The sequence below is a fragment of the Actinokineospora diospyrosa genome (genome assembly GCF_024171925.1).
Taxonomy (GTDB): domain Bacteria; phylum Actinomycetota; class Actinomycetes; order Mycobacteriales; family Pseudonocardiaceae; genus Actinokineospora; species Actinokineospora diospyrosa.
Genome location: NZ_JAMTCO010000019.1, coordinates 84,400 through 99,443 on the forward strand (window position 1 = coordinate 84,400; position 15,044 = coordinate 99,443).

The following is a 15,044-nucleotide window of genomic DNA, read 5'->3' on the forward strand; positions in this document are numbered from 1 at the left end:
GGGTGGCAACACTGGCGCCATGCGCAAGCGCTCAGTTCGCCCCGGGATACCGACCACGTCTGTCCACACGCACCACAGCTCGAAGGTGGCCACCGATGGCTGAGCCGGGGGCGGTCAGGCGGTTGCGGGCGGTGCTGGTCCCGCTGGCGCTCGCGCAGTTCATCTGCAGCTTCGCGGGCTCGAACATGAACGTGATGATCAACGACATCAGCGCCGACCTGGGCACGACCGTGCACGGTGTGCAGGTGGCGATCACGATCTTCCTGCTGGTGATGGCGGCGCTGATGCTGCCGGGTGGCAAGCTGACCGACCGGTTCGGCCGCAAGCGCTGCTTCATCGCCGGGCTCGCGGTCTACGGGCTCGGCGCGATCATCAGCGCGATCGCGCCGAACCTCGCTGTGCTGATCCTCGGCAACTCCATCCTCGAGGGTGTCGGCACCGCGTTGCTCATCCCGCCGGTCTACATCCTGGCGACGGTGCTCTACCCCGACCTGGCCACCCGCGCCCGCGCGTTCGGCGCGATCATGGCGATGGGCGGCGTCGGCGCCGCTGCGGGTCCGCTGATCGGCGGGTTGATCACCTCGGTGCTGAGCTGGCGGGCCGCGTTCGCGTTCCAGGCGCTGGTGATCGTGGCCATCGTGCTGCTCAGCCGCTCGATCACCGACCCGCTGCCCGCGGACCGGAGCAGGACCGTCGACGTCACCGGTGCGGTGCTGTCCGCGGTCGGGCTCGTCCTGGTGGTCTCGGGGATCCAGTTCGCCAGCAAGAACGTCTGGCTGATGGTCGGCCTGCTGCTCGCGGGCGGGCTCACCCTGGTCTGGTTCTTCCGGTCGGTGCGGGCCAAGGAACGAGCGGGCCAGGAGCCGCTGATCCCGACCATCGTGTTCCGCGACCGCGCGTCCAACCTCGGTCTGATCACCCAGAACGCGCAGTGGCTGGTGCTCATGGGGACCTCGTTCGTGACCGCCGTGTACCTGCAGGTCGTGCGCGGCTACGACGCGATCCAGACCGGCGTCATCTTCACCTCCGCCACCGCGGGCCTGCTGGTGTCCTCGCTGGCCGCCGAGCGGCTGGCCAGGCGGCGGCCGCAGCGGACGCTGATCATGAGCGGGTTCGTGCTCACCACCGCGGGGATCGCCGTGCTGCTCGGCCTGGTCAGCGCCTACCCGACACCGTGGGCGAGCATCCCGGGGCTGCTGCTGATCGGCCTCGGGCTCGGCGTCATGCTGACCCCCTCGGTCAACATCGTGCAGTCGAGCTTCCCCGAGGACCTGCAGGGCAGCATCTCCGGCGTCTCCCGCAGCGTGTCCAACCTGGGCTCGGCGCTCGGCACGGCCATCGCCGGGACCATCCTCATCGCCAACCCCGCGGGCCACAGCTACGCGATCGCCATGATCACCCTCGCCGCCATCGGCCTGGTCGGCCTCGCCGCGGCGACTCTCCTGCCGCGCGGCAAGGTCGCGGGGGCGAGTTGACGCGGGCACCGGAACCGTCGACGCTGGGCCGTGTGGACGATGGCACGGCACTGGGCTTGGCGGCGGCCGAGCACATCAAGAAGCACCTGGTCAGCCCTCGGGTGCGCGACGGCGTGTCGTTGCGGCCGGGACTGACCGAGGCGGAGTTGGCGGCCACGGAGGAGCTGTTCGGCTTCGAGTTCGCCGACGACCACCGCGCGATGCTCGGCGAGGTCCTGCCCGTTGGCGGCGGGTGGCCGGACTGGCGGCTGGGCGATATCGACCCGGTGCGCAGGCAGGTCGACTGGCCGGTGGACGGCGTGCTGTTCGACGTGTCCGAGAACGAGTTCTGGCACCGGGACTGGGGCCCGCGCCCACCCGAGGTCCACGCGGCGGTCGAGGTGGCGCGAACGCACCTGGCGACGGTGCCCCGGATGATCCCGATCGTCAGCCACCGCTGCCTCCCCGGCGGGCGCGGGACCTCCGGCTACCCGGTCCTGTCCATGTACCAGACCGACATCATCTACTACGGGGACAACCTGCTGTCCTTCTTCACGCACGCCGACAAGCCGCATGTGCACCCCAAACCGATCCGGTTCTGGGACGACCTGCTGTAGGTGTCGAGTGGGCCGGGCGTGTGCCCGGCCCACTCGAGGCTCGCACCTCGGGTTCAGACGAGGGTCACGCAGACGAAGCCGTAGTCGGTCCAGTAGGACGGGGTGACCTTGAACCACGCTGTGCCGCACACGTAGGGGGCGGCGCCGTACCAGGTCTGGTTGAGGGGCGCGGTGAAGCCCACGGCGGATTGCGAGTCGGGGTTGCTGAAGTCGAACGTGGGGCCCTTCAACTGGAAGTGGCCGTAGAACGGGCCGCAGTTGTTGGCCACGCTGGCCGAGGCCACGTTCCAGGAGGTCGGGCCGGTGCGGGTGTAGTCGACCGACACCCGCACGCAGCGGTTCGCCCCTTCGACGGCCGCGCTCGCGGTGGGGGCACCGACAACGGCGATCCCGGCGGTGGCCAGGAGCGCGCACGCCCCCGCCACCATTCTTCGCACAATGGACACTGTTCCACGCCTTTCGATGCGGGGCAGCCGAATGCGACGCCCCGAGGAGCGTAACCGCGCCGAGCCGGTTCCCCGCTGCTCTTTCCGGGCGCACCTGATCTTCCCTAGGAAGCACGACTATTCGCGCCCGCCGAGCATCTCATCGCCATGGATTTCTCTGCGGTGGTCAAACAGCATCAGGGCCGAGTGACTCGCGCGTCGAGACATCATCGCCGCACGTCAGACCGCACGCGGCAAGATCAACTGATGGAAGAGGCCCCCGATATACAGCCTAGCTGGGCGCACCGACAGGAACCGTCGCGCGCGTGGCTCCTGCGGATAGGTGACTCCGTTGTGGACAATCTGCGCCGTTGTGGACGGGCGACCTTGTGGACACCGTGAGCCGTTGTGAGGGTTAGCTCGGTGTGGGCGAGGAATCCGTCGATCACGTCGGGTCGGTACTGGATGCGCTTAAGGCGCTGTTTGATGATCGCCTGGAGCTGTCCGATGCCGCGGACGGGGAGCAAGATCTGTAGGACGTGCCCTAGGATCCGGCGATGGCAACCTATAGCGGACCGGATGACCTGAGCGGCACCGAGTTCATCGAGACGAACTTCGCGGGCAGCGTGTTTCGCGAGGTGGATCTGAGCGGTGTCCGGATCCGCGGTGCCCTGCTCAACGGCGCCAACCTCGACGGGGTGATCGACGGGCTGCGGGTCAACGGCGTCGAGGTCGCACCGCTGGTCGAGGCCGAGCTGGACCGCCTGCACCCGGAGCGCACGCGACTGCGTCCGTCCACACCGGACGGTATGCGGATCGCGTGGGAGACGGTCGAGGCGTTCTGGGCGCCGACGATGGCGCGGGTGGGATCGATGCCGGAGCAGGACGTTCACCGGTCGGTGGACGGGGAGTGGTCGTTCGTGCAGACGCTGCGGCATCTGGTGATGGTCACCGACCTGTGGTTCGGGCAGGCGGTGCTGGGGCGGGACCGGCCGTACCACCCGCTCGGGCTGCCTGCGGCGTTCATCACCAACGGCGCGGACCTCGGCATGGACCTGGCTGCCGAGCCGAGCCTCGCCGAGGTGGCGGCGGTCCGGGCAGGCCGTGTGGCCGAGGTGCGGGAGTTTCTCGCCACCGCCACCCAGGAGGACCTGGACCGGGTCCGTGAGCCGGAGGTGCCGTCCGGCTGGCCTTCACCTGCCCCTCGTGCCGCCTCCGCGTGCCTGCAGGTCATCCTCAACGAGGAGTGGGCGCACCACAGCTTCGCCGTCCGCGACCTCGACACGATGGGAGACTCGAAGAGCGCGATCTGACGAGAGGGCGCACGGCGGTTGCGGGTCTCGCAGACCGCGGTGTTCGGCTGGCAGCAGCGGTGGCGGCAGGGCGGGGAGCGGGCTTGGGCCTCGAAAGGGCTGGGCGGCAACCAGTGCCTGCTTGACGGCTCGCGGTTGCGGCGGCTCGCCGCCGCCCTCTGGCACTGCTGTGGATAGACGTTGTGGATAGACGGGCTGGTTGTGGGCCGAGGTGGGCCATCAGGCCGGTTGTGCACAGGTGTGGCGGCGGTGGACAACCGGCCTGATGGTTCACGGGTGGTTCCGCGGTGGCGGCCCCAGCATGAGACGGCTACCGGTGGGCGCCGACCGCTTGGGGGCCGCGTAGGGCCATGGTGTACACGCGCTGCGTCTCGTGGTCGGGCGCGACCTGCAGCTCGTCGCGCAGGCGCTTGGTGCACAGGGTGTACCAGCGCTGGGCCTGGGCCAGTTGCCCCAACTCGGCGTGGACCCGGATCAGCGTCCGGTACGAGGCCTCGTGCAGGCAGTCGATCGCCAGCATCCGCCCGCACAGGTCGATCACCGACAGGTGGTCGCCCTGGCGCAGCCGCCGTTCGGAGAGGAAGCCGAGGGCGAACAGTTGGCGGCTGCGCAGCCACTCGCGCTGGGTGGCGGCCCAGTCGTCCTGCAGGCCGGGGAGGAAGTCGCCGTCGTAGAGCTGGGTGGCCTGGGTGTAGAGGTCGTCGGCGAGGTGGAGGTTGGTGTGGCGCTGGGCGAGGTGCGCCCGGTTGATCAGGGACTCGAACTCGGTGTAGTCGATCCAGACGTTGCGGGCCTCGAGCTTGTAGCCCGAGTCGCAGGTGCGCACCCGCAGGGAGGAGTTCTCCGCCTCCGCCGGGGATTGCGCCTGGTCGAGGGATTTGCGCAACGCGTGCACCGCGACCTTGAGCGAACTGGAGTTGCCCACCCCCGACGCGCTCGGCCACAGGGCGTCGTAGAGCAGGTCGTAGGAGATGATCTGGTTGCGGTGCAGCAAGAGGATTGCAAGAGGTTTCGCGCTTTACCCGCTCGCCACCGTTCAATGGGATATCCGTTGAAGGTGACCCCGAAGGCGCCTAACGTGCGCACCGAAATTGTGTAACCTTCACCCATCTAGACCCCCAGTGACGGTTTGCACGGACACGCCACCGTACAAGGGCGGGGCAGAGGTTGTAAACGGCCGTCGACCAACCGGGGTAGTCCGCGCATCGGTAACACGCTGACCAGCGGGTTCACCGACGGGTAAACACTTCTGACCCAAGCTGCCGGTATCGCGAGGGCATTACGTGCCAGTTGCCAGTCGATTACGCCGACGTGGCCGGAATTCGCGCCGGGACCGGTCGCGCGAATCGTCAACGCCTGGCGACTTTCCGACGGGCGCGACGACCTCAGAGCGAGTTCGACCCGACCGCGGTCAGCGCACTGGTGTCGCGGCCCACCAGGAACTCCGGGCGGGTCAGCCGCAGCGGGGCGTTGCTGACGGCGTTGTAGGTCACCAGCAGCAGCGCCCTGCGGTCGGCCGAGAGGTTGTTGGACGAGGAGTGCACGATCGACGGGTGGAACGCGTAGAGCGTGCCCGCCGGACCCGTCACCAGCTCCGTGCCGGACTCGGCCGCGAGCTTGTCCGCCACCTCGTCGGGCACGGTGTGCGCGAGGTCGGCCGACACGTGCTTGTGCCAATCGCCCTCCCCCGCGTCCCCCGCCGCGCCGCTGTCGAACAGGCCGAACCGGTGGCTACCCGGGATGACGCGCAGCGGACCGTTGCCCGCGTGGACCTCGTCGAGCAGCACCGCGATGTTGATCGCCCGGTCGGCGGGCATCCCGTCTTCCCTGCTCCAGAAGGCGAAATCCTGGTGCCACGGCCACGCGGCGCCCTCGCCGGGCTGCTTCATGTTGACCTTGAACTGGTAGACGTACGCCTGCTCCCCGAGCAGTTGCTCGGCCATGCCGAGCAGCGCGGGCAGCCGGACGAGCCTGCGGCAGGTGTCGTCGAAAAGATGGCAACCGTGGATGCCGCGCACCACCCGGCTGCCCTTCTCGTAGACGACCTCCGGCCCGTCCCGCTCGGCCAGCGCCTCCACCCGGCCGGTCAACCGGGCGAGGGCGTCGGGGCCCAGGACCTCCGGCGAGCGGAACCACCCGTCCCGGTCGTAGCGGCTCCTGGTGCTGGACGGCTGGATCGAGTTCGTCACGGCGCCTCCCCCGGCACTCGTTCTGGCTCCGACGCGCGCGGGGCGACCACGTCGCCCACGCGCGGGAATCGCGCTGTCCGCCGCGCGGGGAATTGGTCCCCTTCGGCGGAGACCCGCCGAGGCGGCGGGGCGCGGAATTGGTTCCACCACCGAAATCCGGTGGGACCCGCGGTGCAACACTCCACTGAACCGCCCCGCGCCGCAACACCGACGGCAGTGGCAGCAAGCTGCACCGCAGCAATGACCGCTCGAATCAACCGACCGGACTGCCATTCCCGACATACGGGGCACTGCATGTTGCGCGTTCATTAACGGCAGGCGACCGACTGTCCTTTCCGAACGGCGCGGTTCGACCTGGGTCGAGTGGAGCAATGACGCGCGGCATAACCGGCGGACAACCGGCGTCGACTATCTTCACGACTGCTAGCATGCGTCACGCAGCGTCGCTGTGATTTTGCTGGCAGCCATTATTCACCTAGTGAGGTCTTATGGACGACGTGATGTCCGCGCGGAAGAAGTGGTGGTCGTTCGCGACTGAGCGACCCGACTTCCGCAACCTGTGGGCAGCGCAGTCCATCTCGGTCCTGGGGTCGCAGATCAGCCTCATCGCGTTCCCGCTCATCGCGATCTCCCTGCTGGACGCGAGCGTCTCGCAGGTGGGGGTGCTCGCCGCGCTCGAGCGGGCGCCGTTCCTGCTGTTCGGCCTGATCGCCGGTGTGCTCATCGACCGGTGGCGGCCGCGGCGGGTGCTGCTGATCGCCGACTGGGTCCGCGCGGTGGCGATCGGTCTGATCCCGACCGCGGCGCTGCTCGACGTGCTGAGCATCGAGTGGCTGTTCGCGATCGGGTTCGTGATCGGTGTCTGCACGGTGTTCTTCGACATCGCCTACCAGAACGTGCTCACCGGCACCGTCGTGCCCGCCGACCTGCTGACGGCCAACCGCTGGCTGGAGACCAGTCGCACGGTCGGTGAGATGTCGGGCCCCGGCGCCGCGGCCGTCCTGCTCAAGGTCGTCTCGGCCCCGGTGGCCATCGCGGTGGACGCCGTCTCGTTCGCCGTGTCCGCGCTGTTCCTGCACGCCATGCACGCCACCGACGGACCCAAGCCCGAGCGAAAGCGGGAGACCTCGATCTGGGTGGACCTCAAGGCGGGTCTGCGGTTCATCCGCCAGACCAGCTTCCTGCGCTGGAACGCCATCATCGGCGCGACCTGGAACCTGTTGTTCCAGGCCCTGCTCGCGGTCTTCTTCGTCTACCTCGCCAGGGACCTCGGGCTGAGCCCCGCCACCGTCGCGGTGGTGGTGTTCGTGGGCAGCCTCGGCGCGGTCGTCGGGGTGCTGACCATGGGCCGGATCAACAAGTGGCTCGGCCTCGGCCCGGCGATCGTGTTCTCGATGTGCGTGACCAGCGCGGGCGGTCTGCTGCTGGCCACCGCCAACGGGTCCACGATCTGGGCGGTGGTCATCGTCGGGGCCGGGTTCACCCTGATCAACGCCAGCCAGCCGCTGTTCAACGTCAACGTCATCAGCATCAGGCAGATCATCACGCCGCGCCACCTGATGGGCCGCACGACCGCGGCCATCCGGTTCCTCGTCTGGGGGACGCTGCCGATCGGCGCCCTCGCGGGCGGTTTCCTCGGCCAGGCGTTCGGCACCAAGGCGACCATCATCGGGATCGGCGCCGGGTACCTCATCCCGGCGGCGATGACGCTGGTCTCGCCGTTCCGCCGCATCCGGCAGATCTCCGACATCGAGGTCGGGGGCGGCGCCGCAGCAACGTAGGAGGGACGAGTTGCTCGACCCAGAAGACTACCGGGACGACCTGGTGCAGTTGGGCATGCACAAGGTCGCCCACCAGGACGTGACCCTGGTCGACCACATGATCCGGGCCTGCACGATCTTGCAGGACATGAAGGCCAAGGAGCACGTCTGCCTCGCGGGCCTGTTCCACGGCGTCTACGGCACCGAGGGCTTGCACAACGACAACGTCGACTCGATCCCCGAGCAGCGCCGCACCGAGGTGCGCGGGTTCGTCGGGCCGCGGGTCGAGCAGGTGATCTTCACCTTCTCGGTGATGAGCTACGGCTCGCTCGGCAAGAGCTTCCGCAGGGTCATCCGACCCGGCGGCACGCCGGAGCTCAAGGACCGGCGCACCGGCGCGGACATCCCGCTCGAGCGCGAGGACTACCTCGACATCCTGCGGATGAAGCTGGGGGACGTGCTGGCGCACATGCCCGAGCAGGTCGGCCACGCCCTGGTCGACCTGCCGACGGAGTACGCCGGGTTCTGGACGATGGCCGCCGAGTACCTCGGGCCAGACGCGCTCAACACGTGGAACAAGTACACCGGGGGGTAGATCGTGAACAACCAAGCAGCGGACGTGGCGTCGCGCACCTGGGACGGCTACCGGCTGTCCAAGCAGCAGGAGCACGTGCTCGACCTGGCCGACGGCGCGCACCGCGTCGTCGCCGGGGTGGCGGTCCGGGCCGCCCTGGACCTCGACCTGCTCGACCGCGCCGCGCACGACGTGGCGATGGCCCACGAGAGCCTGCGCACGGCTTATCGCAGGGTGCTCGGCGAGAACAGCAGCGTGCTCATGGTGATCGAGGAGCAGCCGCGGGTCCAGGTGAGCGGGTGCGCCGGTGACGACGCGGCCTTGGCGGCGCTGGTCGACGCCGAGGCGCGCGCCGAGGTCGACGGGTGCGACCTGCGCCTGTTCCTGTTCACCCACACCGACCAGCTGCGCACGCTCGTGCTGTCCGCGCCGCGGTTGAGCGTGGACACGGCGTCGGTCGAGATCTTCTTCCACGACCTGGCGGCGGCGTACGCCTCGCGGGTCGACGGGGTCGCCTGGCACCGCGAGGGAGCGGTCCAGTACGCCGACTACGCGCAGTGGCAGTTCGAGGAGGGCGCCCCGACCGAGCGGCAGCGCCGGAGCGCGGCGGACCGGGCGGCGCGGTTGGCGGAGCTGCCGCCAGTGCGGCTCCCGCTCGCGTTGCGCTCCACCGACACCCGGTACGCGGATCTGGAGTGGACAGTCCCGGCTGCCCTGGCGCGGCGGTTGCGCGACCGTGCGGCCGAGTCCGACAGCGGGCTGCGCGGCGTCTTGTTGACCGGCTGGATCACCGCGCTCTGGCACGCCACCGGCGGACCGGAGGAGCTGGCGGTCGGCACCACGCTGACCCGGCGGCCGTTCCACGAGGTGGTGTCCGCGATCGGCCGCTTCGAATGCCCGATGCCGGTCTTCGCCGCGATCTCGGCGGAGACGACCCTGGGCGAGCTGCTGCGCAGCGTGGGTATGGAGCTCACCACCGGCGAGCACGCCGACGAGAGCTCCATGGAGCCCGCCAAGCAGCACACGGCGAGCGTTCCCGGCTTCGCCTTCAGCGACGTGGCGTTCACCGCGCAAGAGGCGCTCGCCGACCTGTGGATCGCACCGTCCGGTGACACCGGCAAGGTCACCCTCTTCGCGCAGGGCATGGACGGCGAGATCCGGCTGCGGCTGCGCTACCAGGCCGAGGGAATGGCCGAGGGTGGTCCCGAGGCGCTGCGCGTGTGCCTGGAGGCGGCGCTCTCGGCGCTCGGCGGTGACCACTCGGTCGCCGTGCGGTCGCTGGCGATGCTCGACGAGGACGCCGCGCGGGCGCTCATCGCGGCCACCAACACCGCGCTGCCGTCGGAAAGCCCGGTGGTGCACTGGCACCGGCAGGTCGAGCAGGCCGCGCGGCGCACACCCGAGGCGACCGCACTGCACTCGGACACCCGCACCTGGACCTACCGCGAGCTCGACGAAGACGCCAACCGGCTGGCCAACGAACTCATCGCCCGCGGTGTGCGCCGGAGTTCCCTGGTCGGTCTCTGCATGGAGCGCTCCGGGCTGGCGATCGTGTCGATGCTCGCGATCGCCAAGGCGGGCGCGGGGTACGTGCCGGTCGACCCGAACCTGCCGGGCAAGCGGCGGTCGGCCATCATCGCGGGTGCCGGGCTCACCCACGCCGTGGCGACCGAGCGGACGGCCGCCGACCTGCCCGCGGACTGCATCGCGGTGATCGTCGACGACCACCTCACGGCGTACGCCGAGCGCGGCACCGAGGGCCCCGCGGTGGACACCACCGACCGCGACCCGGCCTACGTGCTGTTCACCTCCGGCTCGACCGGGACCCCCAAGGGCGTGCTGGTCGGCCACGGGCAGCTCGCGGCGTACCTGGACGGCGTGACCGACCGGTTGGGCCTGACCGGCAAGGTCGACTCGGTCGCGCTGAGCACCCTGGGCACCGACCTGGGCAACACCGCGCTGTTCCCGACCCTGATCAGCGGCGGCCAACTGCTCGTCGTCGCCCCGGAGGTCTCCGCGGACGCGCAGGTCCTGGCCGAGCTCATGGCGAGCACGGACTACGACCTGCTCAAGATCACCCCCTCGCACCTGGACGCGGTGTTCGCCGTCGCCGAGTCGCCCGCGGCCCTGATGCCGCGCAAGGCGCTGGTGGTGGGCGGCGAGCCGTTCGGCTGGGGTTCGTTCACCCTGTTCCGCGACTTCCTCGGCGACTGCGCGCTGTACAACCACTACGGCCCGACCGAGACCACCGTGGGCGTCCTGTGTGGACAGACAACCGACAACGCGCTCGCCGCGTTGACCTCGACCGTGCCGCTGGGCACCCCCATGCGCCACGCCAGGGTCTACGTGCTCGACGCGAACCGCAGGCCGGTGCCGGTCGGCGTGCCGGGTGAGCTGTGGATCGGCGGGTCCTCGGTGTCGCAGGGGTACCTGTCGGGCACGGCGGAGCAGCACGAACGCTTCGTCAAGGACCCGTTCAGCCCGGTCCCGGACGCGCGGATGTACCGCTCCGGCGACAAGGCCCGGTTCCTGCCCGGCGGCGCCGTCGACTTCCTGGGTCGGGTGGACCGCCAGATCAAGGTCCGCGGCTTCCGGGTGGAACTCGGCGAGATCGAGGCGGTCATGCGCAGCCACCCCCGGGTGACCAGCAGCCTCGTCGTCGAGGCCGGGGAGAGCACCGCGGCGCACCTGGTCGGCTACCTGACCGACGTCGACGGAACTCGCGGGTCGGCGGACTGGATCCGCGAGTTCCTCGCCGAGCACCTGCCGGAGTTCATGATCCCCACGCACTTCGTGGCGCTGGAGTCGTTCCCGCTCACCAGCACCGGCAAGGTCGACTCGGCGATGCTGCCCGAGCCGGGGACCTACAGCGAGGAGTCGACCTCCTACCTGGAGCCCAGGACCCCGACCGAACGCCGGGTCGCCGACGTCATGGCCACGCTGCTGCTGCGGCAGCGCGCGGGTGCCGACGACGACTTCTTCGAGATCGGCGGGCACTCGCTGCTGGCGACCCAGCTGATCGCCCGGCTGCGCGAGGAGTTCGACGTGAACGTCAAGCTGCGCGCGCTGTTCGAGAACCCGGTGGTGTCCGAGCTCGCCGAGTTCATCGACGGGCTCCTAGCGGAGAAGACGGAGAGGGCGGGGGTGGCGTCATGACCCAGGGCACTGAAGCACGCGGGACAACCAGCCCGTTCGGGAGCGCGCGAAAGTCGATCTCGGTCGACCGGGCCGCGCTGGTCTCCACCGCGCCGCTGGTGGACGGCAGCCGCGCGGTGGTGTGCACGCCGACCGTGGCCCGGCTGGACCCGCGGGAGTGGCTGGCGGGGTCCGGCGACACCCTGGCCCGGCTGCGCGACGAGCACGGCGCGGTCCTGTTGCGCGGGTTCGCCCCGCTCGACGCCGAGGGGCTCGCCGAGTTCGCCACGGCCCTCACCGGCGGGCTGCGCGACTACGACAACCGCTCCACGCCGCGCCAGCGGGTCAACGGCCGGGTCTTCACCTCGACAGAGTACCCGCCCGAGCTGACCATCCCCCTGCACAACGAGATGTCCTACACCGCATCGTGGCCGGGCACGCTGTTCCTGACCTGCTTGATCCCGGCGGCCGAGGGCGGCGAGACGCCGCTGGCCGACAGCGCCGGGGTGTACGACCGCGTGCCGGGGCTGGTGCGGGAGCGGTTCGAGCGGCACGGCGTGATGTACGTGCGCAACTTCGGGCACGGGGTGGACCTGAGCTGGCAGGAGTCGTTCCAGACCGACGACCGCGCCGCGGTGACCGCCTACTGCGCCGACCACGGGATCGAGGCCGAGTGGCTCGGTGGTGACCGGCTGCGCACCCGGCAGGTGGTGCAGGCGACGGTGCGATCGCGGGCCACCGGGCGGTGGGTCTGGTTCAACCAGGCGCACCTGTTCCACGTCAGCTCGCTGCCCGAGGCCGTCGAACGCGAACTGCGGTCGAACTTCGCCGAGGACGACTTGCCGCGCAACGCGATGTACGGCGACGGATCCCCCTTGCTGGCCGAGGACTTGGCCCAGGTCAGGGCGGCGTACGCGGCCGAGGAGATCGCGCGGCTGTGGGAGGCCGGTGACGTGGTGGTCGTCGACAACGAGCAGTTCGCGCACGGCCGCAGGCCGTACTCCGGTGCCCGCTCGGTGTTGGTGGCGATGGCATGAGCACCTCGACGATGTTCGACGCCGTGCGCGAGGAGATCGCCTACGCGTTCGACCGCACGGTGTTCTTCCGCAACCACATGGAGGCGAACGCGCTGCGGCCGGAGGACATCCGCAGCGCGGAGGACTTCCAGCGGATCCCGCCGACCTCGAAGTCGCACTACCGGCGCAACTTCCCGGCCGGGGTGCTGGCGAAGGGGTACACCCTCAACTCGCCGCACGTGATGCGCTTCCAGAGCTCGGGCACCTCCGGGGACCGCCTCAACAGCGCGATCCTGGCCTACGACCTGACCAGGCGGCAGGCGACGGCGCTGGGCGTGAACCCGCGCTTCAACGAGCTGTGGCGGCCGGGCACGCGGCCCAGGATCTGCCGGTTCGCGCCGCCGAACTGCTCGGACGTGGAGTGCGCGACCGGGTTCTCGTCGATGGCGGACCGGACGCTGCCGGACGGCACCCTGGTGCTGACCGTGGCGCACGACCTGCTGGCCACCCCGGAGTGGCAGGTGGTGAAGGCGTTCGACGAGATCGAGGCCTACCAGCCGGACCTGCTGGTGGTCGACTCGACGCACCTGGCGTTCCTGGCGCGGTGGGGTCGGCGGCTGGGTCGGACGATCACCTCGCCGAGCAAGCTGCACGTGGTCAGCGGGTACACGCTGATGACCAGGGTCGCCCGGCGCCAGGTCGAGGACTTCCTCGGCGACGCGGTGCCCATCGGGGACATGATCGGGATGTCCGAGCTCGGCTACCTCGGGTTCGAGTGCCACCTGGGCAACCGGCACATCAACAACAAGGACTTCTACGTGGAGTTCGTCCGCGACGGCAAGCCCGTCGCGGACGGTGAGATGGGCGAGCTGTACATCACCACGCTCGACGACGGGCTGGTCCCCCGCATCCGGTACGCCACCGGCGACCACTTCACGCCGCTGGGCGACACCTGCGGCTGCGGGACCGAGCTGCCGCGGGTGCGGATCGAGGGGCGGGCCACGCACATGGTGCGGCTGCTCGACGGCCGCGTGGTCACCCCGGGCGAGGTGGACGCGGTCGTCGGCGACGCGCCGTGGATGGACCTGTACAAGCTGGAGCAGGACCCGACCGGTGCGTGCACCTTCCGCTACATCGCCAACCTCACCGCGCGCGACGACGACGTCACCGCGCTGGAGAAGCGGTTGACGGAATTGCTGGGGCCGAACCCGTCGCGGGTCGAGGCCGTGGACTACATCGCGTGTGAGCGCAGCGGCAAGTTCCAGTCCTGTGTGTCCCGGCTCGCAGCGGAGGAGACACCGTGAACACCCAGCACTCGTACCGGGACGACTTCCCCGCCCTGCGCCGGGAGATCGACGGTCAGCCGATCTCGTACCTGGACAACGCGGCCACGACGTTGAAGCCGCAGTCGGTCATCGACGCGATCACCGACTACTACACGAACAACGGCTCCAACATCCACCGCGGCAAGCACCGACTGTCCGAAGAGGCCTCAGACGCCTACGAGGCGTCCCGGGTGGTCCTCGCGAACCACATCGGCGCCGCGGCGAACGAGCTGGTGATGCTGCGCAACACCACCGAGGCGCTGAACCTGGTCGCCAGCGGCCTCGACCTGGGCCCGGACGCCCGTGTCGTCGGCTGCGTGGACGCGCACCACTCCCAGCTGTTGCCGTGGCGGCGGGTCGGCCACCTCGATCTGACCACAGTGGACCCTCACGGCCGAATCGACCGCGACCACTTCCGCTCCTTGTTGCGCAAACAGCCCAAGGTTGTGGCGCTCGCGTACTGCTCCAACGTCACCGGGGTGATCCACCCGGTGCGGGAACTGATCGCGGAAGTCCGGGCCACCTGTGACGCGACGATCGTCCTCGACGCCGCGCAGTACCTCCCGCACCAGCGCGTCAACGTGCGCGAGCTTGACGTCGATTTCATGGCGTTCTCGCTGCACAAGATGCTCGGCCCGACCGGTATCGGGTGCCTCTACGGGCGTAGCGAGGCCCTGATGGGTCTGCGTCCCTTGGCCGTCGGCGGTGGCATGGTCGACTGGGTCGACATGGACAGCAGTGTCGAGCGGCGCATCCCGTACAAGTTCGAGGCGGGGACGCCCGCGATCGCCTCGGTCATCGGCAGTGCCGCGGCGATCCGCTACCTGGAAGCGCTGGACCCCGTGCAACGCCACCGGCACGACATGGACCTGTGCGAGGCGCTGGTGAGCGGTGCGCTCGCCCGATCCGATGTCAGTCTCATCGGTCCGCCCGAGGTGACCGACCGGATCGCGCTGGCGACTCTGCGCCTGGACAAGGGGATCCCGGCCGGGGAGGTCGCCCGACTGCTGAGCGACTCCTACGGCTTCATGGCCCGCAGCGGTCACATGTGCGCGCAACCCCTGGTGACCCAACTGGCGGGCGGGGAGACCCTGCGCGTCTCGGCGTACATCTACAACGAGGTCTCGGAGATCGAAGGTCTCTACAAGGCGCTGGACGAGCTGCTGGGCCTCATGGGTCCCGCGCACAGCTGACCCCGGCCTCTGCTGTCGAGATACCGTGTCGAGTTGGAGTGAA

General features: G+C 69.7%; 13 protein-coding genes. 10 read left to right on the forward strand and 3 right to left on the reverse strand.

The window, feature by feature from the left end:
- The first annotated feature begins 95 nt into the window (after positions 1 to 95).
- Positions 96 to 1,475, forward strand: a complete 1,380-nt coding sequence (locus tag LV75_RS32035; RefSeq protein WP_253891115.1) for an MFS transporter — start codon at positions 96 to 98, stop codon at positions 1,473 to 1,475.
- Positions 1,476 to 1,507: 32 nt separating this feature from the next.
- Positions 1,508 to 2,071 (forward strand): hypothetical protein, encoded by a 564-nt coding sequence (locus LV75_RS32040; protein WP_253891116.1) that lies wholly within the window; start codon positions 1,508 to 1,510, stop codon positions 2,069 to 2,071.
- Positions 2,072 to 2,124: 53 nt separating this feature from the next.
- Here LV75_RS32040 and LV75_RS32045 read toward each other — a convergent pair whose 3' ends face one another.
- On the reverse strand, positions 2,125 to 2,508 hold the full coding sequence (locus tag LV75_RS32045; protein WP_253891117.1) for a hypothetical protein: 384 nt from the start codon (positions 2,506 to 2,508) through the stop codon (positions 2,125 to 2,127).
- Positions 2,509 to 3,053: 545 nt separating this feature from the next.
- On the opposite strand from LV75_RS32045, the gene LV75_RS32050 reads away from it, so the two are divergent.
- Complete coding sequence (locus LV75_RS32050) at positions 3,054 to 3,809, forward strand: DinB family protein (RefSeq protein WP_253891118.1); 756 nt, start codon at positions 3,054 to 3,056, stop codon at positions 3,807 to 3,809.
- A gap of 18 nt (positions 3,810 to 3,827) precedes the next feature.
- Complete coding sequence (locus tag LV75_RS32055; protein ID WP_253891119.1) at positions 3,828 to 3,986, forward strand: hypothetical protein; 159 nt, start codon at positions 3,828 to 3,830, stop codon at positions 3,984 to 3,986.
- A 133-nt stretch (positions 3,987 to 4,119) separates the two neighbouring features.
- Here the strand turns inward: LV75_RS32055 and LV75_RS32060 are convergent, their stop codons facing one another.
- On the reverse strand, positions 4,120 to 4,803 hold the full coding sequence (locus LV75_RS32060) for an AfsR/SARP family transcriptional regulator (protein ID WP_253891120.1): 684 nt from the start codon (positions 4,801 to 4,803) through the stop codon (positions 4,120 to 4,122).
- 391 nt (positions 4,804 to 5,194) lie between these two features.
- Positions 5,195 to 5,998 carry a phytanoyl-CoA dioxygenase family protein gene (locus tag LV75_RS32065; protein WP_253891121.1) on the reverse strand — a complete coding sequence of 268 codons (804 nt, stop codon included), beginning with the start codon at positions 5,996 to 5,998 and terminating at the stop codon, positions 5,195 to 5,197.
- 488 nt (positions 5,999 to 6,486) lie between these two features.
- On the opposite strand from LV75_RS32065, the gene LV75_RS32070 reads away from it, so the two are divergent.
- From LV75_RS32070 to LV75_RS32095, 6 genes are read left to right on the forward strand one after another with little or no spacing between them, the layout of a single operon-like run.
- Positions 6,487 to 7,779, forward strand: a complete 1,293-nt coding sequence (locus LV75_RS32070) for an MFS transporter (RefSeq protein ID WP_253891122.1) — start codon at positions 6,487 to 6,489, stop codon at positions 7,777 to 7,779.
- 10 nt (positions 7,780 to 7,789) lie between these two features.
- Positions 7,790 to 8,353 (forward strand): DUF6817 domain-containing protein, encoded by a 564-nt coding sequence (locus LV75_RS32075; protein ID WP_253891123.1) that lies wholly within the window; start codon positions 7,790 to 7,792, stop codon positions 8,351 to 8,353.
- Positions 8,354 to 8,356: 3 nt separating this feature from the next.
- Positions 8,357 to 11,488, forward strand: a complete 3,132-nt coding sequence (locus tag LV75_RS32080; protein ID WP_253891124.1) for a non-ribosomal peptide synthetase — start codon at positions 8,357 to 8,359, stop codon at positions 11,486 to 11,488.
- Positions 11,485 to 12,504 (forward strand): TauD/TfdA family dioxygenase, encoded by a 1,020-nt coding sequence (locus LV75_RS32085; RefSeq protein WP_253891125.1) that lies wholly within the window; start codon positions 11,485 to 11,487, stop codon positions 12,502 to 12,504. Before LV75_RS32080 ends, LV75_RS32085 begins: the two co-directional genes overlap by 4 nt.
- A complete protein-coding gene (locus LV75_RS32090; protein ID WP_253891126.1) occupies positions 12,501 to 13,787 on the forward strand; it encodes a phenylacetate--CoA ligase family protein in 1,287 nt (428 codons plus the stop codon). The genes LV75_RS32085 and LV75_RS32090 overlap by 4 nt, the downstream gene beginning before the upstream one ends.
- Entirely contained in the window at positions 13,784 to 15,001 is a 1,218-nt protein-coding gene (locus LV75_RS32095; protein ID WP_253891127.1) for an aminotransferase class V-fold PLP-dependent enzyme, read from the forward strand. Before LV75_RS32090 ends, LV75_RS32095 begins: the two co-directional genes overlap by 4 nt.
- Positions 15,002 to 15,044: the final 43 nt, after the last annotated feature.